Origin of the sequence: Reichenbachiella sp. (assembly GCF_965233835.1) — a bacterium.
Classification (GTDB): domain Bacteria; phylum Bacteroidota; class Bacteroidia; order Cytophagales; family Cyclobacteriaceae; genus Reichenbachiella.
On sequence record NZ_OZ247585.1, the window covers coordinates 3,690,203 to 3,712,464 of the forward strand.

The 22,262-nt window shown below is 39.6% G+C and carries 23 protein-coding genes and 1 riboswitch; of the genes, 19 read left to right on the forward strand and 4 right to left on the reverse strand.

Annotation, left to right across the window (positions count from 1 at the left end):
• Positions 1-37 precede the first annotated feature (37 nt).
• Positions 38-1,006 carry a YheT family hydrolase gene (locus ACO6S2_RS15675; RefSeq protein ID WP_422359503.1) on the forward strand — a complete coding sequence of 323 codons (969 nt, stop codon included), beginning with the start codon at positions 38-40 and terminating at the stop codon, positions 1,004-1,006.
• Between the two features lie 174 nt (positions 1,007-1,180).
• Here the strand turns inward: ACO6S2_RS15675 and ACO6S2_RS15680 are convergent, their stop codons facing one another.
• Positions 1,181-2,632: a M28 family peptidase gene (locus ACO6S2_RS15680; protein ID WP_422359504.1), complete on the reverse strand. Its 1,452-nt coding sequence runs from the start codon at positions 2,630-2,632 to the stop codon at positions 1,181-1,183.
• A gap of 84 nt (positions 2,633-2,716) precedes the next feature.
• On the opposite strand from ACO6S2_RS15680, the gene ACO6S2_RS15685 reads away from it, so the two are divergent.
• Positions 2,717-3,631 carry an MBL fold metallo-hydrolase gene (locus ACO6S2_RS15685; protein ID WP_422359505.1) on the forward strand — a complete coding sequence of 305 codons (915 nt, stop codon included), beginning with the start codon at positions 2,717-2,719 and terminating at the stop codon, positions 3,629-3,631.
• A gap of 9 nt (positions 3,632-3,640) precedes the next feature.
• On the opposite strand, the gene msrA is transcribed toward ACO6S2_RS15685, so the two are convergent.
• Positions 3,641-4,300, reverse strand: a complete 660-nt coding sequence (gene msrA / locus ACO6S2_RS15690; protein ID WP_422359506.1) for a peptide-methionine (S)-S-oxide reductase MsrA — start codon at positions 4,298-4,300, stop codon at positions 3,641-3,643.
• Positions 4,301-4,362: 62 nt separating this feature from the next.
• A complete protein-coding gene (locus ACO6S2_RS15695; protein ID WP_422359507.1) occupies positions 4,363-5,067 on the reverse strand; it encodes a DsbA family protein in 705 nt (234 codons plus the stop codon).
• A gap of 251 nt (positions 5,068-5,318) precedes the next feature.
• Between ACO6S2_RS15695 and ACO6S2_RS15700 the strand changes: the two genes are divergently transcribed.
• The 8 genes from ACO6S2_RS15700 to ACO6S2_RS15735 all read left to right on the forward strand — a co-directional run bounded on the left by ACO6S2_RS15700 (position 5,319) and on the right by ACO6S2_RS15735 (position 12,466).
• Complete coding sequence (locus ACO6S2_RS15700; RefSeq protein WP_422359508.1) at positions 5,319-6,077, forward strand: alpha/beta fold hydrolase; 759 nt, start codon at positions 5,319-5,321, stop codon at positions 6,075-6,077.
• 566 nt (positions 6,078-6,643) lie between these two features.
• Positions 6,644-8,386 carry a CHAT domain-containing protein gene (locus tag ACO6S2_RS15705; protein WP_422359509.1) on the forward strand — a complete coding sequence of 581 codons (1,743 nt, stop codon included), beginning with the start codon at positions 6,644-6,646 and terminating at the stop codon, positions 8,384-8,386.
• Between the two features lie 288 nt (positions 8,387-8,674).
• A complete protein-coding gene (locus ACO6S2_RS15710) occupies positions 8,675-9,205 on the forward strand; it encodes an RNA polymerase sigma factor (RefSeq protein WP_422359510.1) in 531 nt (176 codons plus the stop codon).
• Positions 9,174-9,653 (forward strand): hypothetical protein, encoded by a 480-nt coding sequence (locus tag ACO6S2_RS15715; RefSeq protein WP_422359511.1) that lies wholly within the window; start codon positions 9,174-9,176, stop codon positions 9,651-9,653. Before ACO6S2_RS15710 ends, ACO6S2_RS15715 begins: the two co-directional genes overlap by 32 nt.
• Before the next feature lie 4 nt (positions 9,654-9,657).
• Entirely contained in the window at positions 9,658-10,173 is a 516-nt protein-coding gene (locus tag ACO6S2_RS15720; RefSeq protein ID WP_422359512.1) for a DUF4252 domain-containing protein, read from the forward strand.
• A complete protein-coding gene (locus ACO6S2_RS15725; protein ID WP_422359513.1) occupies positions 10,166-10,741 on the forward strand; it encodes a DUF4252 domain-containing protein in 576 nt (191 codons plus the stop codon). The genes ACO6S2_RS15720 and ACO6S2_RS15725 overlap by 8 nt, the downstream gene beginning before the upstream one ends.
• Positions 10,742-10,755: 14 nt before the next feature.
• Positions 10,756-11,652: an ABC transporter ATP-binding protein gene (locus ACO6S2_RS15730; RefSeq protein ID WP_422359514.1), complete on the forward strand. Its 897-nt coding sequence runs from the start codon at positions 10,756-10,758 to the stop codon at positions 11,650-11,652.
• A complete protein-coding gene (locus tag ACO6S2_RS15735; protein WP_422359515.1) occupies positions 11,645-12,466 on the forward strand; it encodes an ABC transporter permease subunit in 822 nt (273 codons plus the stop codon). Before ACO6S2_RS15730 ends, ACO6S2_RS15735 begins: the two co-directional genes overlap by 8 nt.
• A 74-nt stretch (positions 12,467-12,540) precedes the next feature.
• Here ACO6S2_RS15735 and ACO6S2_RS15740 read toward each other — a convergent pair whose 3' ends face one another.
• Positions 12,541-13,572 carry a fatty acid desaturase gene (locus ACO6S2_RS15740; RefSeq protein WP_422359516.1) on the reverse strand — a complete coding sequence of 344 codons (1,032 nt, stop codon included), beginning with the start codon at positions 13,570-13,572 and terminating at the stop codon, positions 12,541-12,543.
• Positions 13,573-13,743: 171 nt separating this feature from the next.
• Here ACO6S2_RS15740 and ACO6S2_RS15745 point away from each other — a divergent pair, with 171 nt between their 5' ends.
• The 9 genes from ACO6S2_RS15745 (at position 13,744) to ACO6S2_RS15785 (ending at position 22,244) form a co-directional block, all read left to right on the forward strand.
• Positions 13,744-14,433 carry an SIMPL domain-containing protein gene (locus tag ACO6S2_RS15745; protein WP_422359517.1) on the forward strand — a complete coding sequence of 230 codons (690 nt, stop codon included), beginning with the start codon at positions 13,744-13,746 and terminating at the stop codon, positions 14,431-14,433.
• 40 nt (positions 14,434-14,473) lie between these two features.
• A complete protein-coding gene (locus tag ACO6S2_RS15750) occupies positions 14,474-14,944 on the forward strand; it encodes a DUF6265 family protein (RefSeq protein WP_422359518.1) in 471 nt (156 codons plus the stop codon).
• 114 nt (positions 14,945-15,058) lie between these two features.
• Positions 15,059-15,182, forward strand: a riboswitch (SAM riboswitch).
• A gap of 105 nt (positions 15,183-15,287) precedes the next feature.
• Positions 15,288-16,295: a homocysteine S-methyltransferase family protein gene (locus ACO6S2_RS15755; RefSeq protein WP_422359519.1), complete on the forward strand. Its 1,008-nt coding sequence runs from the start codon at positions 15,288-15,290 to the stop codon at positions 16,293-16,295.
• A 27-nt stretch (positions 16,296-16,322) separates the two neighbouring features.
• Positions 16,323-16,760 carry a preQ(1) synthase gene (locus tag ACO6S2_RS15760; protein WP_422359520.1) on the forward strand — a complete coding sequence of 146 codons (438 nt, stop codon included), beginning with the start codon at positions 16,323-16,325 and terminating at the stop codon, positions 16,758-16,760.
• A gap of 41 nt (positions 16,761-16,801) precedes the next feature.
• Positions 16,802-19,519, forward strand: coding sequence for a methionine synthase (gene metH / locus ACO6S2_RS15765; RefSeq protein ID WP_422359521.1), 2,718 nt, complete (start codon positions 16,802-16,804; stop codon positions 19,517-19,519).
• 57 nt (positions 19,520-19,576) lie between these two features.
• Positions 19,577-19,930: a four helix bundle protein gene (locus ACO6S2_RS15770; protein WP_422359522.1), complete on the forward strand. Its 354-nt coding sequence runs from the start codon at positions 19,577-19,579 to the stop codon at positions 19,928-19,930.
• A gap of 38 nt (positions 19,931-19,968) precedes the next feature.
• Positions 19,969-20,925 (forward strand): methylenetetrahydrofolate reductase [NAD(P)H], encoded by a 957-nt coding sequence (metF, locus tag ACO6S2_RS15775; RefSeq protein WP_422359523.1) that lies wholly within the window; start codon positions 19,969-19,971, stop codon positions 20,923-20,925.
• 22 nt (positions 20,926-20,947) lie between these two features.
• Positions 20,948-21,760, forward strand: a complete 813-nt coding sequence (locus ACO6S2_RS15780) for a PhzF family phenazine biosynthesis protein (protein WP_422359524.1) — start codon at positions 20,948-20,950, stop codon at positions 21,758-21,760.
• 73 nt (positions 21,761-21,833) lie between these two features.
• Positions 21,834-22,244, forward strand: coding sequence for an EF-hand domain-containing protein (locus tag ACO6S2_RS15785; protein ID WP_422359525.1), 411 nt, complete (start codon positions 21,834-21,836; stop codon positions 22,242-22,244).
• Positions 22,245-22,262: the final 18 nt, after the last annotated feature.

A 22,262-nucleotide genomic window follows, 5' to 3' on the forward strand; every position in this document is an offset into this window, starting at 1 on the left:
ATTATAATATTTTTAGTCTATTAAATATATCAATTGCGTGCCAATAATAAGCAACAGTACATACACCAACCGACCTTTCTACTTCCCTAGCAGACATTTAGAAACAATCATTCCATCTATTTTCAACAAAACAGATCAAGTCGCCTTTGAGAATGAGAGATTAGAACTAGAAGATGGGGATTTTTTAGACTTGGGATGGTTAAAAGGAAATAATCGTAAACTTCTAATTGCCTGTCACGGTCTGGAAGGAAGCCACCAAAGACATTACATCCAACGATCAGCTAAATTCTTTAGTCAGAAAAACTGGGACTATCTGGGATGGAGTTACCGAGGGTGTGGTTCTGAACTCAACAGACTTCCAAAACAATATTACTATGGGGGTATAGATGATTTTTCAGCAGTCATTGATCATGCTTTAAACACAAAACAGTATGATCAAATTATACTACTAGGGTTTTCGATGGGCGGTTGTTTGGTAAACAAATACCTGGGGGCTACAGAAAACCTCGATGATCGAATCAAAGGTGGGGTTTCATTTTCTGTTTCCTGTGATCTGAAGGATAGTGTTACTGCAGTTCAACAACATTATTTTGGTTTTTATGACAAAGTCTTTGTAAAAAAGCTAAAGGACAAACTCAGACTCAAAGCTGATGCTTTTGATGAGGTTAAAAGTATTCCGATCGACTCTATTAGATCTTTTGATGACTATCACAAGTATTACACTCTTCGATTTCACCACTTAGATTCCATTGAAGACTTTTATAAAAAGTCTTCATGCATTAATTACCTTGACCAGATCAACAAACCTAACTTGATCGTCAATGCACTGAATGATCCCATCTTAGGAGAAAGATGCTATCCTTATGAAAAAGTAAAGAATCACCCATTCGTCTTTTTAGAAACACCAAAATATGGTTCCCATTTAGGGTTTTCACTATCACAACAAGAATTTAGTTGGATGGAAGTCAGAACAAATGAGTTTATAGAAAATCAAATTTTAAAATGAAAGCTAGTCCTCGCTCCTCCCCCAAATGTATGACGGCAACATAACGACTCTATCGCAGTAATCGTGAACCGTGGCTGCAGGTTGTGAAATGATGGCATATGCCTACAAAAAAACGCAAGGCATGTGGCTAGCCATATGCCTTGCGTAATCTGGATGATGATCTATTACCTCGGTCTATTTTTTGTACAAAGTCTCTCCTGCCTGAAAATATGCATCCCCAGCAGACCAATAGGGAGTTTTCTTCGCGTTGGCTATTTTTCTAGCCACATTCACATATGCCCTGGTATATCTGGTGAGGTACTCATAATCTAAAGTTTCAGGGTTATCTGATACATTGTGATACACTTGTTGAATGCTTGGACCAAAATTCGAAATGCCCATGCTGATGTTAGCCGCTGGAATTCCAGCCCGAGCGAAGTGGACATTATCCGATCGTTCGTACAATCCCTGCTCCTTCATAGGGTCAGCTATTACTGACAACTCCGCTTCTTCAATTCCACTTTGAATCAGGTCTTTAGCCGTTGTGCGTTCCATTCCTATAATGGTTGCTGCGGTTTTGTCTGTATAGCCGGCATTATCACTGTTTAAACAATACACCATTTGATTTAAGGGCAAGGGTGCATTTTCAACGAACCATTGACTCCCTAGTATCCCTTCTTCCTCGCCAGTAAACAAGACATACAATACCGATCTCTTAGGTTTGTTTTGACCAAAATATTTAGCTGCTGTTAGCACTGTGGCTACGCCTACAGCATTGTCTCTGGCGCCATTAAAAATAGAGTCTCCTTCTGCATTTGGAATACCCACACCTACGTGATCATAATGAGCGGTAAATACAATATGTTCGTTCTTTAGATTTTCATCAGAACCTTCAATTTTAGCTAATACATTTTTGGACACGAACTCACTTTCTTCTGCACCTTCAACAGTTAAACTCCCTTTAACACCTTTTCCTTTTTTCATTTCCAATGGTGCTGATTCAAGAGCCCAAATATGCACGAAGTCGTTTTTTTCTTCATTCTGAAGTGAAACACGAACATCTTTATCAAGAAAGTGTTTTAACTGATCTCTCATCATTTGTGGAATCACAAGTACCTCTACAAGACCTATAGCTCCTTTTTCGATGGCCCATGCTCTCTTTTGCTTCATGGCAAAAAAGGCAGCCCTTGGATCCACTGGTTCGGAAAGTCCGGCCTTAACGATGACCAACTTTCCGGCTACATCTGTCGAACTAAAATCCTCTTGATTCCCAAACTCCAAGTAAACGATACGTCCCTCATATGTTTTATTGCCTCCATCAAGTAATATTAAATCTGCTAACGATTTATCCCCAAGTTTTATCTGCAGGCCAGTGGGTCTGGTGACTTGATTGAATTTCACAGATTGGAAATATAAACCCTCGACGGGCTCTGCTCCATAAGCACTTAGCTGTGTGCTCAAATACTTAGCTGCAATATCAATTTCGCTACTTCCAGTCTTCCTTCCCCTCAATTCATCCGAAGCTAAAAACGCTATGTGTGATTGTACTTCTCTCTTGTTGACCAGCTTATTTACTGATTCCATGTCAACCTGTGCCACAGAAGGCATAACCATCACACACAGCATTATCGCAATTAAATTCTTCATCTTCTTTTTTTTACATGATATTTAACTTTCAAAACTAAACAGACACCGAATCGATTGATGATGTTGCATTTTGAAAAAAATCATTTGCGGTTGATAATTCTTTTTTCAATCCTATTCTCATTTTCAAACCTAAGATGTGCCCAATCAGAAGACAATTGGAAGCTCATTGTTCTTGGCATTGCACAAGATGCTGGCTACCCACAAGCTGGGTGTAAGAAGTCCTGCTGCAAGGCGTATTGGAAGGGCCAAAATCCCAAGCAACATCCTACTTGCCTGGCCCTTCTGAATAACCAATCCAAAGAGGCTTGGCTATTCGAGGCTACACCTGACTTCAAAGACCAGATGCGCGCCTTGGACACTTTGGGATATCAGCTATCGGGTATATTTCTCACCCATGCACACATTGGGCACTATTCGGGTTTGATTCATCTGGGACGTGAAGTAATGGGAACGAAAACTATCCCTGTATATGCGATGCCCAAAATGAAATCATTCTTGGAAAACAATGGCCCGTGGAGTCAGCTAGTATCACTCAACAATATTGAACTGAAAGAATTGAAAAATGAAAAATCCGTTAGGCTAAATGCATCTACCAAGGTCACTCCGTTTCTCGTTCCCCATCGTGATGAATACTCTGAAACTGTAGGCTTTAAAATTGCTGGACTCAATCAAACGATCCTATTCATTCCAGACATCAATAAATGGGAGACTTGGAATAAAGATTTGGCAGAGGAGATAAAAAAAGTTGACTATGCCTTCTTGGACGCATCATTCTTCGCTGATGGCGAATTGCCGGGAAGAGACATGAGTAAAATACCGCACCCCTTCACCTCAGAAACAATGGAATTGCTCCAGGACTTACCAATCAAGGAAAAATCCAAAGTGCATTTCATTCATTTCAACCATACCAATCCCGCGCTTTTCAATTCGCCAGAGCGCAAACAAGTTTTAAAAAAGGGATTTAATATTGTGAAAGAAGGTCAAATGATTGATCTCTAACCTATTTCCTTAATGGCCATCTTTGATCAAGTCAGGAAATTTTGCTTTAAACCTATTGAGCCGGGGAATAGATACCGCCCTGATGTAACCCTGATTAGGGTGAAGCCTTTCATAGTTCTGATGATAATCCTCTCCCACCCAAAATTGTTCAAAGGCCATGACTTCTGCAGCAACTTTCTCAGGAGCTAGTTGCTCATTGAGTAGTTTAATTTTGGATTCAATGATTTGTTTCTCTTCCTCGTTTTGATAAAAAATAATGGATCGGTATTGAGATCCTCGGTCTGGTCCCTGCCCATTCACTTGAGTTATATTTTGCGAGCCAAAGTAGACATCAACCAATGTAGCAAAACTCACAACACTTGGATTGTAAAAAATCTCTACCGCTTCGGCGTGCCCTGTTCTCCCCGTATTAGAAGCTTCATAAGTGGGATTCTTACTATGCCCACCGGCATAACCCGAAATAGATTCCTCTACCCCTTTGACTGATTCATAGATGGCCTCCACACACCAAAAGCACCCTGAAGCAAAATAAGCTCGCTTTAGATTTACGTCTTTCGATAATTTTTTTGAAGTCAAACTTGCTGCTTGATTACCAGTTTGATTTTGAGACTGACCACAACTTGCTGCAAATGCCAAAATCAGAAACAGTATAATTCCTCTGTTTTTCATAAAATCAATTTATACGACCTATCATTAATCTATCTTCAACATACCTCGCTCTAAAATAATTCCTAGGCTAGGATGCTTTCTACAGTTGACTTCATTTTATCATAATCCGAATAGCCCATACTCACTGCAAAATACTCTTCTCCTTTTTTGAGCACTACCGCAGGAAACCCTCGAACACCCATTTGCTGGGCACGGGCGAAGTCCTGATATACCAGCTGCTTGTAGCCTTGAGATAAAAATAAAGATTCAAAGGTATTGTAATCTAGATCTAACTCTTCACACAGCAGCTTATAAGTCGCGAGGTCATGCACATCTTGGTTCTCCGCATAGAAAGCTTGCTGCAATCGCTTATAGAAAGACCACTCCTTCGATGCATCCATATCTCGCACTACCCTTACGGCTCTGGCTGATGGTTCGGTATCGTAGTTGAACTGCTCGCGCTCGAAAAAGCTATAATCAAACGGCTGACCTGATGCCTCTTCCACATGCTCCCAATGCTGACGAATCATGGCGCGAAAGTCTTCTGCCCATTCTTCGCCGCCGCCAGGACGAAGACCTCCTAATATCAATTCAAAACCGAACTGTTCTTTGTATTCTTCTTTCAATCGCTCCAAGTGATTGGTAATCCCCCAGCACCACGAGCACATGGGGTCACCAACATAGATCAAGCGATCTCCATTCTTATCCGAAGCTACTTCACTGGCTTTACTCTCAACTTCGGGCACTTCACAGGCGCCATCTTCGCAATTCATCGGATCTTCTACCATCTCTTATTCCTATATTATCTGGACACAACGCCAAACCTCCATAAATGATTCCACATTCGCCATCAATTAATTCTTAGAATTGTATAATATTTCTAATGACACTATATTCGGGTAGCTATTGGCATCAGCACCCAATGGTCCTGTCAGTATTTTGAGAAAAGCAAAAAATATAAATTACACCCATAATGGAAATAAGTGTAACTAGTTACACTTACATAAATGTTAGCAGTAATTATAGAACTTAAAAAAGTATGAGCACCTTTTCCAGCAATAGCGTTTCACTGACTTACAAGATATACGGAGAGGGTAATCCCATTTTGCTCCCTCATGGAGGTTGTGTTGATTTCAACTACAATTATTACCAAACTGGGTGGGTCGACACCTTGACAAATAATGGATTTCAGGTGATAGGCCTTGATTTCCGAGGACATGGAAACAGTGATAGAAGTACTGATCCTAGCTTTTATGGTTTAGATAATTTGTCAAATGACGTAATGAATTTAATTCATCATTTGAGTCTGAAATCAGCAGTTATAATGGGTTATTCGATGGGTACAGTTATCGCGCTCAACCTATTGCATAAACATCCTGATTTTTTTTCAAAAGCAATACTTATTGGCACTGGAGATGTCCTCATCGGTCAACCTCCTTTCGAAAAAATTGTTCAAGGACTAGGGAAAGTATTTGATTTTGAAACTTTCCCAGACCATTTACCTAAACATGTTTCCGCATATTGGTCCTTTTTCAAGGAACTCGGATTGGACAGAGAATCTATGAAAGCCTTTAGCAAGGCAAGTTATCCTAATTTGTCCATCGAAGAGGTTGAGAGTATTCAGGTTCCAACATTAATAATTAGCGGTGAAAACGATCTGGTGCTTGGTCAAGGGAAGCAGGTGGCACAGAAATTAGTAAATGGCGAATATTCTGAGATTAAAAATACAGACCATTTCACTTTAGCAATAGAACCAAATACACACCATAAAGCTATTGATTATCTAAAAAGAACTTAAACAAACTGCTAACAGACACTATCATCCATAAGCTAACTGAGCTATTTGCAAGGGCATATTTGATCCGATACTTTAGTAGAAATTTGAAAAGTCCAGCTTACGGATGATAGCTGGACGTTAGCTATAATTTTCCTTACTCAATCTGTAGCATCATAATGAAGGTTAAAGAGGTTTTCAGTCAGCTATTTAAGTACTCTCCTTCATCACAAGATAAAATTTGGGACGAAGATTTTGACTATAATGATATTGACCATTTGTATTCCCTTGAATTCTTTCTTCAAGATCAACTAAGGTTAATATTTGAACAGACTGGAGCAACAGAGAAAGTAATCCCTATTGTACATTCACATTTTGACGAAATAATTGACAGGAAAAAAAAGGCCTTCGGAGAGGAAAAAGAAGTCTTCGAATATTTACAATTCTCCTGGTCAATTAATGCTGTGACTCATTTGAACGTCCTGGGTGAATTCATCTATTGCTACAATATTTTTACTAAATCGGCTTTTGGAAAAACTCTTGAAAATGGAGAAATATACGATTTAGCGGACTTCAATGCCTATAAATTCTTGAATTCTAAAAACGCCTTTGTGCAAAGATCTATAGAGGTTATAGAACAATGGTTCAGCCAGTTATATTATTATTCCAAATCGTTCTCCGGCTTAAATGATTGGTGCAACTACTATTTTGAAGATATTTACTATGAACTCAATGAGAGTCTTCAAATAGCTCCTTATCATCCACAATTTCTTTCAAATCTTTTCTCTTGGTGTGAAGTAAATTCCAATTCGGCCGGTTCAAATGCAATAAAAAAAATTATAGAACGAGAGTACAATTTACTTAACTGGAATGGGAGTTCAGACTCAAATGAAATTAAGTACTTACTTGGACTTCAGCTTCTGATAATCAGAAATTATAAGCAATCTGAAAAACAGCAGCTATTTAATGATTTAGAAAACAATCACGGTTTTGATCCATTTGCCAAAGTACAAGCGATTATGGGACTTTGCCTCGATGAAAGCAGCCTATCATCTAACCTAGATTCTCTAATAAGTTCAATTAGTGAATTCAATGATTTCTTAGCAAGTCATAACCTCAATCCAGTTGAATATATATACCAAAGAGCTAGGCTGTTCAAAACACTACTTAACAATCCTATTTTTATAGCTTCTAACATCGGTAGAACTGATCTAATCGAAAAAATCCTCATAAGCTTCTATGAAATTCAGTCACCTGCTCCTTGTGGAAGCATTCTGATGATTTTCCCGAATCATTTAAGCCAAGTGGTCTATTGTATGGGAAAAGAGAGACTGACTGATCAAAAGGACACACAGAAACTTATAATAGAACTTATAGATATTGAGAACAAGGCGTTTAACCAGTTTAGGCTACTAAAAGGGGGCAAGAATCAAAACTTTGAAATCACAGGTAAGGATGTTGGATTGATTGATTTAAAACATGCCAAATCATATGAAGCAAAACTTTATGAACTCTACAATTTCAAAGTAATCGATGATGTAGTTTCCCGAGCCGATTCAATGTGTCAGTTTGACTTAAATTCCTTCCCTATTCAAGCTTTGATGCTTAAATCGATTGGGAGAACACTTCCAATGAACCTTAGTCTTTCAGAAAAATTAGAATTTCCAATTATTAAGAAAGTTCTATTCTGGTCAGGGTTTAGTCTGACATCACAATTGGAAACAGAAGCACTTAAAGAAATTTTTCAAAATGGGAATATCCAATTTGAAACACACAGTGAACATGAAAGTGATATTGAACGCTTCATTGAAAGAATTGATCAATATGATCCCGACATTATTTGGATATCTTCTCACGGAGAGTACAAACATTATGAACCGAATTTATCAGAGATTGTCTTTAGTGAAAGTGAGTCTCTGGATATTAGAGATTTTTCAAAACTTAATAATAATGGTACAAAGAGAAGATTATTGTTCCTTAATATTTGTGAGGGCGGTGTTCACTCACAAACTGGTGAATTCAAAAACCTAGGATTTCCAAACTTGCTTACATCAGCAAATCAAGATGTCCTTTCCCATCTATGGATGGCCGAAACTAATTTTGCCTATGTTTTTGGAGTTTTATTTGCGATCGGAATCACAGACAAGGCGTTAAACTATATTGATGCATATTCATATGCATTGAGTTTAGCTCTTTCGAGCAAGACTGAAATCTTGGAAGAAATTAACAGGAGTACCACTGGACTATTAGATTTCAAGGAAAGATTAAATAATAACGATAGAACAGACTGGGGAAATATTATAACCACAGGCAGTCTCGCTTATTACGTGTAAAAAAATAGCTAACAAACGATATAGCACATGCCTCGAAGTAGTTGCTTGAAAGTGCAGTGCATATCCGCTAGTTTAGAAGAATTAAACAAAGCCCAGAGGCACGTGCCATATCTGGACGTTAATCACATCCACTATTCCTTTTTTTCGCCAGTATACTCCAGTGAAATACATATAGATAGCATACTGCTATTTAGATTTTTGTAATAACCCTCGGTCATTTCACACTAACCACAAAAATATTTCAAACTCATTGTAACCGAGCGCAAGACCCCGCGTCTCCTAAGCAACATGACCACAGAACAATTTAAAACCGACGTCTTATCAGTCAAGAACAAACTCTACCGATACGCCCTGAGTATCGTGTGTGAGGTGGAATTGGCCGAAGACATCGTACAGGAAGTGTTCATGAAGCTATGGAACCAGCGAGAAAAACTCAAAGAGATCAAAAACATAGAAGCCTGGAGCATGACAATTACCAGAAACCAATGTTTGGACAAATTGAGAAAGAAGAAAATGCATGTGGTGGATCTATCCGAAGCCAAGTACCAGATTTCAGGGCATCAGGTATCGGACCACCTCAGCATCAACAACGATTTGATGGAAAAGATCGAATCTACGCTGGAGCTGCTACCCGAAAAACAACGAGAGATTTTTCGGCTGCGGGAGTTACTGGGTTATTCCAATCAGGAGATTGAAGAAATCACAGGATTGGATGACACTCAGGTAAAAGTGTACTTGTTCAGGGCAAGACAAAAAGTAAGGGCATCATTGAGTAAAATATTGAACTATGGAGTGGAAACAAATCAAGCAGCTGTCTGAAAAATACTGGAAAGCTGACACGACAATAGAAGAGGAAAAAAAACTCAGAAAAAACATCACATCCTCCAACGATCTGGTAGATCCGCAGGAGGTCGAATACTTCAAAACTTTGGAGCAGTTCTCTTCAGCCACCCTCGATGACGACTTTGATGATCGATTTTTCGAAAATATAGAAGCAAATCCTAAAACGATTCCTTTCTATCAGCACAGATGGTTTCAACTGGCCGCATCGGTCATATTGATGGTTGGCATGGCTACAGGGTTTCAGACCTACAAAGCTAGACAGCTGGCCCGTCAGCAAGAAGCCAGAGCCGCATTCGAAATCGCGAAAAGTGCCCTTTTTATAGTTTCAGAAAAAATGAATGAAGGCAATCAATACACGATTGATGGCTTGAAAAAATTTGAAGAAACCCATCAAAAGATTAAAACTCAGAATTTCAACAATTAAGAATATGAAAAAGTTAATGATAATAATGATAGCTGTAGCGGGAAGTTTTTCTTCTATGGCACAAGACAATGCGATAAGCAAATATTTCTCCAGCTATACAGCAGACGATGCATTCACGAAAGTGACAGTGACTAGCAAAATGTTTTCGCTCTTTACAGAAATAGAAGGTGAAGACGAAGCAGAAAAAGAGGTACTAGAAGCATTGAGCAAACTCAAAGGCATCAAGGCTTTGATCAATGAAGATCCCAAGGATTCGAAGGCGCTTTATAGCAATGCGATCAAATCAGTAGACAAAAGTTACGAGGTTTTGATGTCTGTTGAGGGCAATGATGAAAACATCAAATTCATGATCAGAGATGAAGGCAGCATCATCAACGAGCTACTAATGATCGTAGCCGGAGACGAAGAATTTCTAATCATGAGTCTGTTTGGAGAAATCGATTTGAAGCAAATAGCCAAACTTTCAAGGGTCATGAAAATGAAAGGCATGAACCATCTTGAAGTATTGGATAATGAATAACACATTGAAAGGTCAATTACTCACTCACTCTGCTCTTTTCATGAAGAGCAGAGTATTACTGCTCTCCTTAGGTTTGATGGTTATCTCACTTGTATCTATTGCACAAAGCAGCAGCATCACAAGCTTGAAAAAGGATAAGCTGACTAGCATGGATTTGCATTTCTATCCAAGTACCCTTCGCATGGTCAATCTCGACAACAATGAAGAGTTCAATCGCTTGATACAGGATATCGAGAAGCTCGTTTTCTTCAAGATGAATGGAAAGTTTGAGAACATTGATATGTACAATTTGGTAAATCAATTAGAATCCAATGAAGACTTTGAAGAATATGTAGTGGTCGACGGCCCTACTAAAAAATTCTATTTGTTGGGTAGAGAAAAACCGACAGAAACTGTAGGTCTTGCTTTATTAGACAATGAACATTACGTATTTGATATAGCAGGTAGTTTAGAGCTCAAAGAGCTTCCCAAATTGTATCAATACATTTCAGAAAACGACTCGACTTTCCAAAACAAGTTCTCCCAGATATTGGGACTCATGGAATTTGGCGAGGACGTAGCAGACTAAAAAAAACTCAAACATTGAAATATATACTCGAAACCAAAGGGCTCACCAAAAAATATGGAAAGCTCACAGCGTTGGACCAACTCAATCTGACGATAGAACCTGGACAGGTTTTCGGACTTCTAGGCCCTAATGGTAGTGGCAAAACCACTACCCTAGGAATGATACTCGACGTGATCAAACCCAGCAGTGGTAGCTATGCTTGGTTTGATGAAGCACCTAGTGCTGACAGTAGAAAAAAGATTGGTGCCATATTGGAAACACCTTGCTTCTACCCGTACCTATCAGCAGTGAGAAACCTGCGGATCATAGCCAAAATCAAAGAATGCCCAGAGTCTAGAATAGACGAAGTGCTGAAGCAAGTGGGCTTGTACGAGCGAAGAGATGATCCCTTCAAAACCTATTCACTCGGAATGAAACAAAGATTGGCTATAGCCTCTGCCCTGCTGGCGGATCCTCCAGTTCTTATTCTGGATGAGCCAACGAATGGTCTAGACCCTCAGGGTATCGTCGAAATTAGAGAGATTATTCAGGAGATTGCTCTTTCAGGAAAGACTATCATTCTGGCCAGTCATTTATTAGATGAGGTTCAGAAAGTATGCACTCACTTTTGTGTACTTCGCAAAGGCGAGAAGCTTTACCAAGGTAGTGTAGATGAAGCACTATCAGACCAAAAAACAATCGAAGTAGCAGCTTCAAATATGCCTCAGCTCGAAGAGACCCTGCAAGCATTAGAAGGAGTTTCGAAGATTGAAAAAATGTCGGACGTCCTATCATTGACCACTGTCAACGGGCTCTCACCAGAATCGATCAATTCATTCCTTTTTGAAAAAGGAATGACCGCTACTCACCTGGTCAAAAAAGGCGGAAGTCTTGAAAAACAATTCCTCAAAATACTCAACGAAAATGACTAGACTCTTACAAATAGAATGGCTTAAACTTAGATACAACCGAGCCTTTTGGATATTGATTGGTATGTACTCAACTGGAGTAATCATCGTTTGCTCAGGAGTGATGTTTCTCATGCAATTCCTTAAAAGTAAAGGCGCAGATTTCAATGGTATCGACCCTACGATCATTCCTTTCTACGACTTTCCAGACGTATGGCACAACATTGCCTATATCGCCACCTTTTTCAAAGTGCTACTGGGATTTATCATGGTGATCTCGATCTCCAATGAAGCCTCCTACCGCACCATGCGGCAAAACATCATTGATGGACTGAGCAAAAAGGAGTTTCTGATGACTAAGCTGCTAATTATAGGTCTACTTTCTTTGGGCGCGATGTTGTTGCTATTTTTTATAGGACTGACTACGGGTGGACTTTATTCACATGTCTGGGGGTGGAAGTATGTATTCTCTGACATGCAGTTCTTGTTCGCCTATGGTTTTGAAGTGTTTTGTTATCTCACTTTTGCATTAACCGTTGCCTTATTGGTTAGAAAAGCAGGGTTAGTGATTGTTGGCTTACTAATGTACACCTTGATATTTGACCCCGTGGCCTCCAAGCTTTTGGAGCACTTTCCTCACGTTTGGAATCAGATTCGATTCTTGAAAGACTATCTCCCTGTCACTGCTATGAATAACCTTATTCATATTCCATATATGAAATACTTCTTTCAGGAAATTCAAGATTACATCTCATGGAGAGAGTTTTTCATAGCTCTCGGCTGGCTAGTAGCCAATATCGGTTTTAGCTATTGGATATTGAAAAAAAGGGATTTGTAAATACTCACATGAATAAACAAAAAGGCCAATGCAAGAGAATTTGCATTGGCCTTTTTGTTACTTGTCTTTCTCAGTTATGCAGCAACTTTCTGCAATCTCCGATACTCTCCAAACGTAATCATTCTTTGAGAATCCTCATCCCACAATCTATGATTCATATATTTCAAGCTTTCCCAAAACGTAACGATAGTCGTGTATTTGCTAAACTCAGGGTTTTCTTTGATACACTTCACAAGATTGTAATTGGGAATAGCTGAATATAAATGATGAATATGGTGTACACCGATATTGCCTGTGAGCCAATTGACTAATGCTGGCAATTTATAATAAGTACTCCCTTTTACGGCAGAAGTAAAGTGGTCCCAATCCTTCGCCCATCTCTTGTAGCCGTCTTCATGCTGATGCTGCACGTAGAAAAACCAGATCGCGATGATCGAAAATAGATACAATACAGTTAAGTAAGTAGCTAATATTGCCTTCCAATTGAAGATCATACATAGAGCAACTACGCCGCCGATCACAACTACATTATTAATCATCACACTCCAAAAAGCTCTGCTTTTCTTATTTTCTAAAACTACCAATGGCAGTCTCATGTTTCTGACAAAGTAGACAATCGGCCCGATCATAAAAGTCACTACTGGAAATCTGAAAATTTTGTATTTGATCTGATCCCAAGTACCCATTTCTTCAAATTCTTTAACTGTAAGCGTATTGATATCGCCAATATCTCTGGTTTCTAATTTACCATTGTGGTTGTGATGAAAAGCATGCGCATCCGCCCAATACTTATAGGGCATCGCACTAAAAATACTACATACAAAACCTATGGCATCTCTCCATTTTCTTGATTTTACAAAAGAGTGGTGTCCGCAATCATGCTGAATAATAAAAATTCTAACCAAGAAGAACGCGTTGATCACACCCAAACCAAAAAATAAAAATAGGTTGTAAGAAAAGGCCCAATACATGGCAATCCATATCGCCACAAATGGGATCATCGAATTGCAAATTTGCCAAATTGCCTTCCTATAGGACGTCTGCTTATACTTTTGCAGCGTCTTCATCATCTCCTTCGCAAACGCTTTAATTTCAATGTCACTCATAAAATACTACTACAATTGTTTGATACTATAAAGACAAGAATGCCTAATATTTGTGACAAAGATCGGAAAAATTATTTAGGCGGTTATTGGTCCATGAGGAATAAATCTTATGATATAAATCAACTTTGGGCTAATTTTTGCGAACACCCAAATAAACAAATTTAATTACACATGAAAAAGTTAATCCTAATCCCCATTTACTTCCTTGCCATACTTACCGCTTCAGCACAATTGAATGTAACCGGGCAGGCCTCTATTTCCGTTCAGCCAGAGCGAACGATAGTCACCTATTCTATCAATGAAACCAGAGACAGCTATGACGAAGCGATTTCAACAATGACTAAGAGAATAGATGCATTGACCAATGCCTTAACAAAAATTGGTTTCAAAAAAGAAGAAATAAAAACTGCCAACTTCAATATCCGTCAGAATAGAAAATACCGTCAGAGCGAACCCAAAGGAGAAGAATATGTAGCTTCTCAAACCCTCGAAATTCGATTTGATCATTCGACCAAACGCTTGCTAGAAGTACTAAACAAAACGACATCTGATGAATCTGCTCCTTCTGTTTCCATAGCTTTTGGCATGTCTGATGAACAAGAAAAAACAGTGAAAAACCAATTGATACAAAAAGCTGTAGCAGATGCCAGAGCAAAAGCAGAGGTGATTGCTTCGGCTACGGGATATCAAATCAAAGGGATTAAAGAAATCAACTATGGTGGTTCATCAAATACACCTCGTCCGTATGCTACTAATATGGGCATGATGAAAAGTTTTGCAGAAAGTGACATGTCAAACTTCGAAGCCAAAGATTTAACAATTAGTGATCAAGTGTTCATTTCCTATGAAATCGATAAATAGAACTTGATCTATTCACATAATTATTAACTACCTTAAGGGAATGAAAAAGCTACTCATTCCCTTTCTTTTTGTCTTTTGCTTTCATGCCAATGCACAAACCAACAAACCCACCATGAACGACCTTAATTTTCTTCGTGGCTACTGGGTCGGTGATGGTTTTGGAGGCGTTTCCGAAGAAGTATGGATGCCGGCATCATTGGGCCGAATGAATGGTATATACAAACACATGAAGGATGATAAAACCACCTTCATGGAGTTTATGGATATTTCAATCGTGCAGGACACGATCCGGTTAAGACTTAAGCATTACAATCCTGATATGACAGGGTGGGAAGAGAAAGACAAGTACGTCACCTTCACCTTGGAATCCATAGAACCAAACAAAGCCATATTCAAGGGCCTCACTTACGAATTGGTAGACCCCAATTACCTAAAAGTTTCATTAAAGTTGAAACAAAAAGATGGCAGTGTAAATACTGAAGTATTCAACTTCAGAAGAAAAACACTCTAATTCAAATCTTCCTAAGGTTGGTTCAAAATTTTCAACGAACCATAAGTTTTAATATGAATTCTTTAAATATTAGCTAAAATCTTGCTCACACCTAAGATTCAGCTATCTTTGCCTTACTTATCAAGAAAGACCGAGGGACTGGGCCCGAAGACGTCTTGGCAACATATCCATAGCCGCAATATTGGATGTTGTGCCAACTCCCATTCTGAGTGAATCATCATTCAGAAAAAGATAGGTTATCTATAAGATTTCTTTTTTGGTAAGTGTTGTATCGGAAGGTTTCCCATACACATGAAGTAATGCGTGACAGACTGTGTTTCGCTGTACATTAAAATTAGAGTAAATGAATATTCTGGATATTCTAAAAGAGAGAATACTAATTCTGGACGGAGCTATGGGTACCATGATCCAACGTTATAAGTTGGAGGAAAAGGACTTTCGAAATGATGAACTTAAAAATCACGATGTGCCTTTAAAGGGCAACAATGATCTCCTCTCTGTAACCAGACCTGACGTGATTAAAGAGATACATGGGGCTTATTTTACGGCTGGTGCGGACATTGTAGAAACTAACACCTTTGGTAGTACTTGGGTGGCTCAGGCCGATTATAAATTGGAGGACTGGGTCTATCGTATCAACTACGAGTCAGCTAAAATTGCAAAAGAAGTAGCTAAGGAGTTTACAAAAAACGAACCCAACAAACCGAGGTTTGTGGCTGGTTCTATGGGTCCTACTAATCGATTGGCCTCAATGTCTCCGGATGTAAATGACCCTGGCTATAGAGCCATCACATTCGACCAACTGTTGGAAGCATTTGGAGAGCAGGCCAAAGCCCTTTTAGATGGTGGCGCTGATATCTTATTGGTAGAAACCATTACGGATACCCTAAATTCAAAAGCGGCCTTGATGGCCATCGATCAAATCGCTGAAGAAAGAGGCATTCGAGTTCCAATCATGGTTTCAGGCACTATTACAGACGCCAGTGGAAGAATTTTGTCTGGACAAAACACAGAGGCTTTCTTAATCTCTGTATCGCATTTGGACTTAATGAGTATAGGACTCAACTGTGCCCTGGGTGCTAGAGAACTTAAACCTTACTTGAACACACTTTCCAATAAGTCCGAGTTTAACATCAGTGCTCACCCCAACGCTGGATTGCCCAACGAGTTTGGAGAGTATGACGAAACGCCTGAAGATATGGTCGCACAAATCAAAGAGTTCCTCGATGACGGCCTCATCAATATCATTGGTGGGTGTTGTGGCACCACACCAGATCATATCAAAGCGATTGCAGAGTTAGCCTCTAATTACAAGCCGAGGATAGCTGAAGCAGGGACAGTAAACGCATAATACATTTTACAAAAGAAACAGAAGATCATGAGCGCCAAACTTTACAAAGAAATAGATAAGGATATACTAGTGGCCATCCCTAACCCTTCGAAAGAAGCCTATGAAATCAAAATAAAAATCCCAGAATTTACTTTTTTGGGTGTGAAACAGCAACCAGATTTCGCGCAGGTATATCTTACCTTCTACCCTAAAAAAAGCATTATTGAGCTCAAATCACTAAAGCAGTACGTCTATCATTTGCGAGACATTACCGTGTCTTATGAAAGATTGATCAACATCTTTTATGATCACCTGATAGAAGTATATGAGCCTGAAAGATTAAGAATTGTAATGATCTGTAACCCGAGAGGTGGAATCAGCTCAAAATGTACAATCGACTCAGACTGGAAAATAAGAGGTGGTGAAGAAAAATTCAAAGACTGGATGCATTCATCTAGCGAAGACAATTGGAATGTGGTAATGTAATTTTCACCTAATAGGTAATCAATAAAGAAGGCAAAGGAAATATGAATATTCATCCAGACTATCCTGGCAGATACGAGTACAAGTGGCACAACTGCACGCCGATGAAATTGAGTGGACTGGAACCTCTTGTGGTTACGCCAGATATGAATTTCATTAATGTAGGTGAAAGGACTAACGTAACAGGCTCTAGGAAATTCCTCAGACTGATCAAGGAAGAAAAGTATGAAGAAGCTTTGGAGGTGGCTAGAAACCAAGTAGAAGGTGGTGCGCAGATCATCGATGTCAACATGGATGAAGGGATGTTGGATGGTGAGGATACCATGACCAAGTTTTTAAACTTGATGGCAGCCGAACCAGATATTGCCAGAATTCCCGTGATGATCGATTCATCCAAATGGGAAATTATCGAAGCTGGACTGAAATGTACACAAGGTAAATCTGTGGTCAACTCCATCAGTTTGAAGGTTGGTGAAGAAGAATTCATCCGACAGGCCAAACTCATCAAACAATATGGCGCTGCTGTTATAGTAATGGCCTTCGATGAGGATGGCCAGGCTGACAATTACGATCGAAGAATAGAAATCGTCAAACGATCCTACGAGCTGATGACTGGTCCGAAGATCAATTTCAAACCTGAAGACATCATCTTCGATTTGAACATTTTTCCGGTAGCTACAGGAATGGAAGAGCATAGAAAAAATGCACTGGATTTCTTTCAAGCTACTCGATGGGTAAGAGAAAACCTTCCTGCCGCTCACGTGAGTGGTGGAGTAAGCAATGTTTCTTTCTCTTTTAGAGGAAACAATGCTGTGAGAGAGGCAATGCATTCAGCATTTCTATATCACGCCATTGGTCAGGGTATGGATATGGGGATCGTAAATCCAGCCATGTTGGAAGTATACGACGATATTCCAAAAGACTTACTAGAGCATGTAGAAGACGTACTGCTAGACCGTAGAGACGATGCCACCGAGCGGCTACTAGACTTTGCTGAAACTGTGAAAGGCAGTGGTAAAGTAGAAAAGAAAAATGATGAATGGAGAGCTCTTCCTGTTGAAAAGAGAATTGAACATGCATTAGTAAAAGGAATTGTAGAGTTCATTGATGAGGACACGGAAGAAGCCAGACAATCATTAGACAGACCGCTTCACGTAATCGAAGGTCCATTGATGGACGGCATGAATGTGGTTGGTGATTTGTTCGGAGCAGGTAAAATGTTCTTACCACAGGTGGTGAAAAGCGCCCGAGTGATGAAAAAAGCAGTAGCCTACCTTACACCATATCTGGAAGCAGAAAAAGCAGAAGGCGAAGCCCAAAATGCAGGAACTGTATTGCTAGCCACAGTGAAAGGCGATGTACATGATATCGGCAAAAATATTGTGGGTGTGGTCATGGCTTGCAACAACTACGAAATAGTAGACATGGGTGTAATGGTACCCAACGACAAAATTTTAGAAAAAGCCAAAGAAGTCAATGCCGATGTCATCGGACTCAGCGGACTGATTACTCCTTCATTGGATGAAATGGTGGATTTTGCCAAGTTGTTAGAAAAGGAAAAGGCAAACTATCCCTTACTCATAGGTGGTGCCACCACTTCCAGAATCCATACGGCCGTAAAAGTAGATCCCTGCTATAGTGGCCCAGTGGTACACGTGCTGGATGCTTCCAGAAGTGTGCCCGTGGCTGGTGAGTTGTTGAGCGACAAGAAGGGTGCGTTTGTAGAAAAAACCAAAAAGGAATATTTGGAGGCTAGAGAAAATCACGCCGGACGGACCAAAGCCAAAAACTACATTCCATTCGAGGCAGCACAAGCCAATTCGTACAAAATTGATTGGGAAAATAGCACCATCAAACAGCCTAATTTTATTGGAAACAAGGCGTTCAACAATTTCCCATTGGAGGAAATCAGAAAATACATCGACTGGACACCTTTCTTCCAAACTTGGATGCTCAAGGGCAAATTTCCTAAGATTTTGCAAGACGAGGTGATTGGCCAACAAGCCACCGACTTGTACAATGATGCCAACAAAATGCTGGACGAGGTGATTGCCAAAAGAAGCCTGCAAGCCAATGGTGTCATCGGCATCTACCCTGCCAACAATACCAATGGTGATGACATTAAAGTCTCCGATCGCTCTGGTAAAGAGTTGACCAATTTCCACTTCTTGCGTCAGCAAGGTAAGAAAGGCTCGAACATCGCCAATTTGTCTCTGGCAGATTTTGTAGCTCCTGAGTCTTCTGGCAAACAAGATTACATGGGTGGGTTTGCAGTCACAGCCGGAATCGGTATCGAAAAACTGATTGAAAAGTACGACAAAGAGCATGACGATTACCATTCGATTATGATCAAAGCTATTGCTGACCGATTAGCAGAAGCCTTTGCTGAACTCATGCATGAAAAAGTCCGAAAAGAACTTTGGGGCTATGCAGACAGCGAAAAATTAGACAACGAAGGATTGATCAGTGAAAAATACGCTGGTATTCGACCGGCACCTGGATACCCTGCATGCCCAGATCACACTGAGAAGCCGATCTTATTCGAATTACTCGATGCAGAAAAAGAGACGGGAATCAAACTCACTGAATCCAATGCCATGTATCCGGCTGCCTCGGTAAGCGGCTTTTACTTCGCCAACGCCGAGTCCAAATACTTTGGCTTAGGTAAAATCGAAAAAGACCAGGTAGAAAACTATGCTCAAAGAAAAGGAATGACATTAGAAGAAGCTGAGAAATGGTTGTCACCCAATTTGGCTTATTAGTCGACGGTCTATAGTCGACAGTCGATTGTAAAACAATAGATTCAAGAACTGAAAAAAATGAGCTTTAAATTTGAAAAACTTGAAGTTTGGAAAAAATCTTTGGAATTAGCCAATCAAATACACCTTTTGACTAAAAAATGGCCAAATGATGAATTGTATGTCCTTACTTCTCAGATTAAAAGAGCTACAGACTCTGTTTCCTTGAATTTAACTGAAGGAAGTACTGGCCAATCTAATCCTGAATTCAGACGCTTTTTAGGCTATTCCATTCGATCAGGGCTAGAAGTCGTCAATTGTTTATATCTGGCAAAAGGAAGACAACTAATTTCAGATGATCAATTTGACCTATTTTATCAAAAATTAACAGAAATAATCAAAATGCTTCAGGCATTAAGAAATTCACTAAAGTAAATCTGTGGACTGTTGACCATAGACAATGGACTAACACAATGAAAGTAACCGAACATATCGCTAACGCCAAGGGCAATACGCTTTTCTCTTTAGAAATCATTCCCCCACGGAAGGGTGAAAACATTCAAAATATTTTTGATCATTTGGATCCATTGATGGAGTTTAAACCACCATTCATAGACGTGACCTATCACCGCGAAGAGTACGTGTACAAAAAGCATCCTAGCGGGCTGCTGGAGAAGAAAACTACACGAAAAAGACCTGGTACGGTTGGAATATGTGCGGCCTTGAAGCACAGGTATGATGTGGATCCAGTGCCTCACATTATCTGTGGTGGCTTCAACAAGGAGGAAACTGAAAATGCGTTGATCGACCTGAACTTTCTTGGAATCGACAATGTACTGGTGCTACGCGGTGATGCAATCAAATCCGAACCACAGTTCAAACCCGAACCAGAAGGAAATAACTACGCCATCGATTTACTTCATCAAGTAAAGGGAATGAATGAGGGCAATTATCTTGATGACGAGATGGAAAACGCCAACCCAACTGATTTTTGCATAGGCGTCGCCGGTTATCCGGAAAAACATTTTGAAGCACCAAGTTTAAATTCAGACCTAAAGCACCTCAAGCAAAAGGTCGATGCCGGTGCTGAGTACATTGTTACGCAGATGTTTTTTGACAATCAGAAGTTTTTTGACTTCGAAAAAAAATGTAGAGAGATTGGCATCAATGTGCCGATCATTCCAGGGTTGAAGCCGTTTAAAACCAAAAATCAATTGAGCGTTTTACCAAGCTTTTTTAAAATTGACCTGCCAGACACACTGATCGATGAAGTAGAAAAGTGCAAGGACAATAAGGAAGTACAACAAGTGGGAATCGAATGGGGCATTCAACAATCCAAAGAATTGAAGGAACATGGTGTGCCTGTTTTGCACTACTATTCCATGGGCAAATCTTCGAGCGTTCAAAAAATAGCGAAAGCCGTTTTCTAATTTATTTTAAAAGGATATAAGCATGAAGATTAAAGCGTTTACAGTTGACTCATTTACTGATAAACCTTTTCAAGGAAATCCTGCTGGCGTGTGCCTACTGGATACAGCCATTTCGGAAGACCTCATGCAATCTATTGCCAAGGAATTCAACTTATCAGAAACAGCCTTCGTCCTAAAAAACGATCACCAAAACAATCATTATTCTATTAGATATTTTACACCTACGGTAGAAATTGATTTTTGTGGACATGCCACGCTAGCGGCTTCCAAAGTGCTTATGTCGGAAGAAAAACATGATTATGTCAATTTCACCACTCATAAAGCTCTAAAACTAAGCGCCACAAAAGAAGAAGAATCAGTTTTGATGAATTTCCCTCTTTTCGATACTAAGGCCTATAAAGTCAACCAAAGACTTCTCGATGCTTTTGGGATAACAAATCCTATGGCTATTCAATTCGCCGAAGCGCTGGACATGTTGGTCATTGAAGTAGAAAACAAAGAAGCATTATTAGCCATTAAACCAGACTATCAAGAAGCTTTAGAAAGTTCTGATCAAGTCAAGGAACTTGTGGTGACCACCAAATCTGAAGACAATGATTTTGATTTTTATTCGAGGTGTTTTTGTCCATGGATTGGCATCAATGAAGACCCTGTAACCGGTGCCTCTCACTCTGTCTTAGCCAAGTATTGGTCTGAAAAGCTCAACAGGAAAGAACTATCTGCCTATCAACTTTCAGAACGTGGTGGATATCTTGATCTTAAAATTACAGATCCCTCTACCCTAGAAGTCAGAAGCAATGCTTGCATTGTTTTCAAAGGATCTTTAGCGATCTAAAAAAATCCTTATAGAATTAAACCTTTTGATACCTCAAAAGTCTAACAGACTTTAAATCAAAAATTCAATATTTATGAAAGTATCAATTGTAAAAATAAGTGCCTTGGCACTTGGTGTTTTGTTGTATGTACAAACTCAGGCTCAGCCTCCGCAAAGACCAGATAAAGAAGACGTTTTTGCAAAGTTAGACACCAGTAATGATGGCCAACTTGACAAAGAGGAATTCATGGCTGGAGCCAAAATGAGAAAAGAGAAAATATCAGAAAAAAAAGATGCTCGAAAAGCTTTCGATCGTATGGATTCCAATGAAAACGGTACGATCGAATTTAATGAATTTGAAAAGGCCAGTGAGACGCGAGAGAAAAGAAAAGAGGAACGTTTGACTCCAGATGAACTGTTCGAGAAAATCGATACAGACAATAACGGGTTTGTCAGCCTGAAAGAATTCAAAGCGCACAAAAGACCTGAGAGAAAAAGAAACTAGTATCACTATCTACAGGCA

Bases quoted from the DNA above. Each gene is read 5' to 3' on its own strand.
- ACO6S2_RS15680 (WP_422359504.1), bottom strand. From the start codon at position 2,632: ATGAAGAATTTAATTGCGATAATGCTGTGTGTGATGGTTATGCCTTCT.
- msrA (WP_422359506.1), bottom strand. From the start codon at position 4,300: ATGAAAAACAGAGGAATTATACTGTTTCTGATTTTGGCATTTGCAGCA.
- ACO6S2_RS15695 (WP_422359507.1), bottom strand. From the start codon at position 5,067: ATGGTAGAAGATCCGATGAATTGCGAAGATGGCGCCTGTGAAGTGCCC.
- ACO6S2_RS15700 (WP_422359508.1), top strand. From the start codon at position 5,319: ATGAGCACCTTTTCCAGCAATAGCGTTTCACTGACTTACAAGATATAC.
- ACO6S2_RS15710 (WP_422359510.1), top strand. From the start codon at position 8,675: ATGACCACAGAACAATTTAAAACCGACGTCTTATCAGTCAAGAACAAA.
- ACO6S2_RS15715 (WP_422359511.1), top strand. From the start codon at position 9,174: ATGGAGTGGAAACAAATCAAGCAGCTGTCTGAAAAATACTGGAAAGCT.
- ACO6S2_RS15720 (WP_422359512.1), top strand. From the start codon at position 9,658: ATGAAAAAGTTAATGATAATAATGATAGCTGTAGCGGGAAGTTTTTCT.
- ACO6S2_RS15725 (WP_422359513.1), top strand. From the start codon at position 10,166: ATGAATAACACATTGAAAGGTCAATTACTCACTCACTCTGCTCTTTTC.
- ACO6S2_RS15735 (WP_422359515.1), top strand. From the start codon at position 11,645: ATGACTAGACTCTTACAAATAGAATGGCTTAAACTTAGATACAACCGA.
- ACO6S2_RS15740 (WP_422359516.1), bottom strand. From the start codon at position 13,572: ATGAGTGACATTGAAATTAAAGCGTTTGCGAAGGAGATGATGAAGACG.
- ACO6S2_RS15745 (WP_422359517.1), top strand. From the start codon at position 13,744: ATGAAAAAGTTAATCCTAATCCCCATTTACTTCCTTGCCATACTTACC.
- ACO6S2_RS15750 (WP_422359518.1), top strand. From the start codon at position 14,474: ATGAAAAAGCTACTCATTCCCTTTCTTTTTGTCTTTTGCTTTCATGCC.
- ACO6S2_RS15755 (WP_422359519.1), top strand. From the start codon at position 15,288: ATGAATATTCTGGATATTCTAAAAGAGAGAATACTAATTCTGGACGGA.
- ACO6S2_RS15760 (WP_422359520.1), top strand. From the start codon at position 16,323: ATGAGCGCCAAACTTTACAAAGAAATAGATAAGGATATACTAGTGGCC.
- metH (WP_422359521.1), top strand. From the start codon at position 16,802: ATGAATATTCATCCAGACTATCCTGGCAGATACGAGTACAAGTGGCAC.
- ACO6S2_RS15770 (WP_422359522.1), top strand. From the start codon at position 19,577: ATGAGCTTTAAATTTGAAAAACTTGAAGTTTGGAAAAAATCTTTGGAA.
- metF (WP_422359523.1), top strand. From the start codon at position 19,969: ATGAAAGTAACCGAACATATCGCTAACGCCAAGGGCAATACGCTTTTC.
- ACO6S2_RS15780 (WP_422359524.1), top strand. From the start codon at position 20,948: ATGAAGATTAAAGCGTTTACAGTTGACTCATTTACTGATAAACCTTTT.
- ACO6S2_RS15785 (WP_422359525.1), top strand. From the start codon at position 21,834: ATGAAAGTATCAATTGTAAAAATAAGTGCCTTGGCACTTGGTGTTTTG.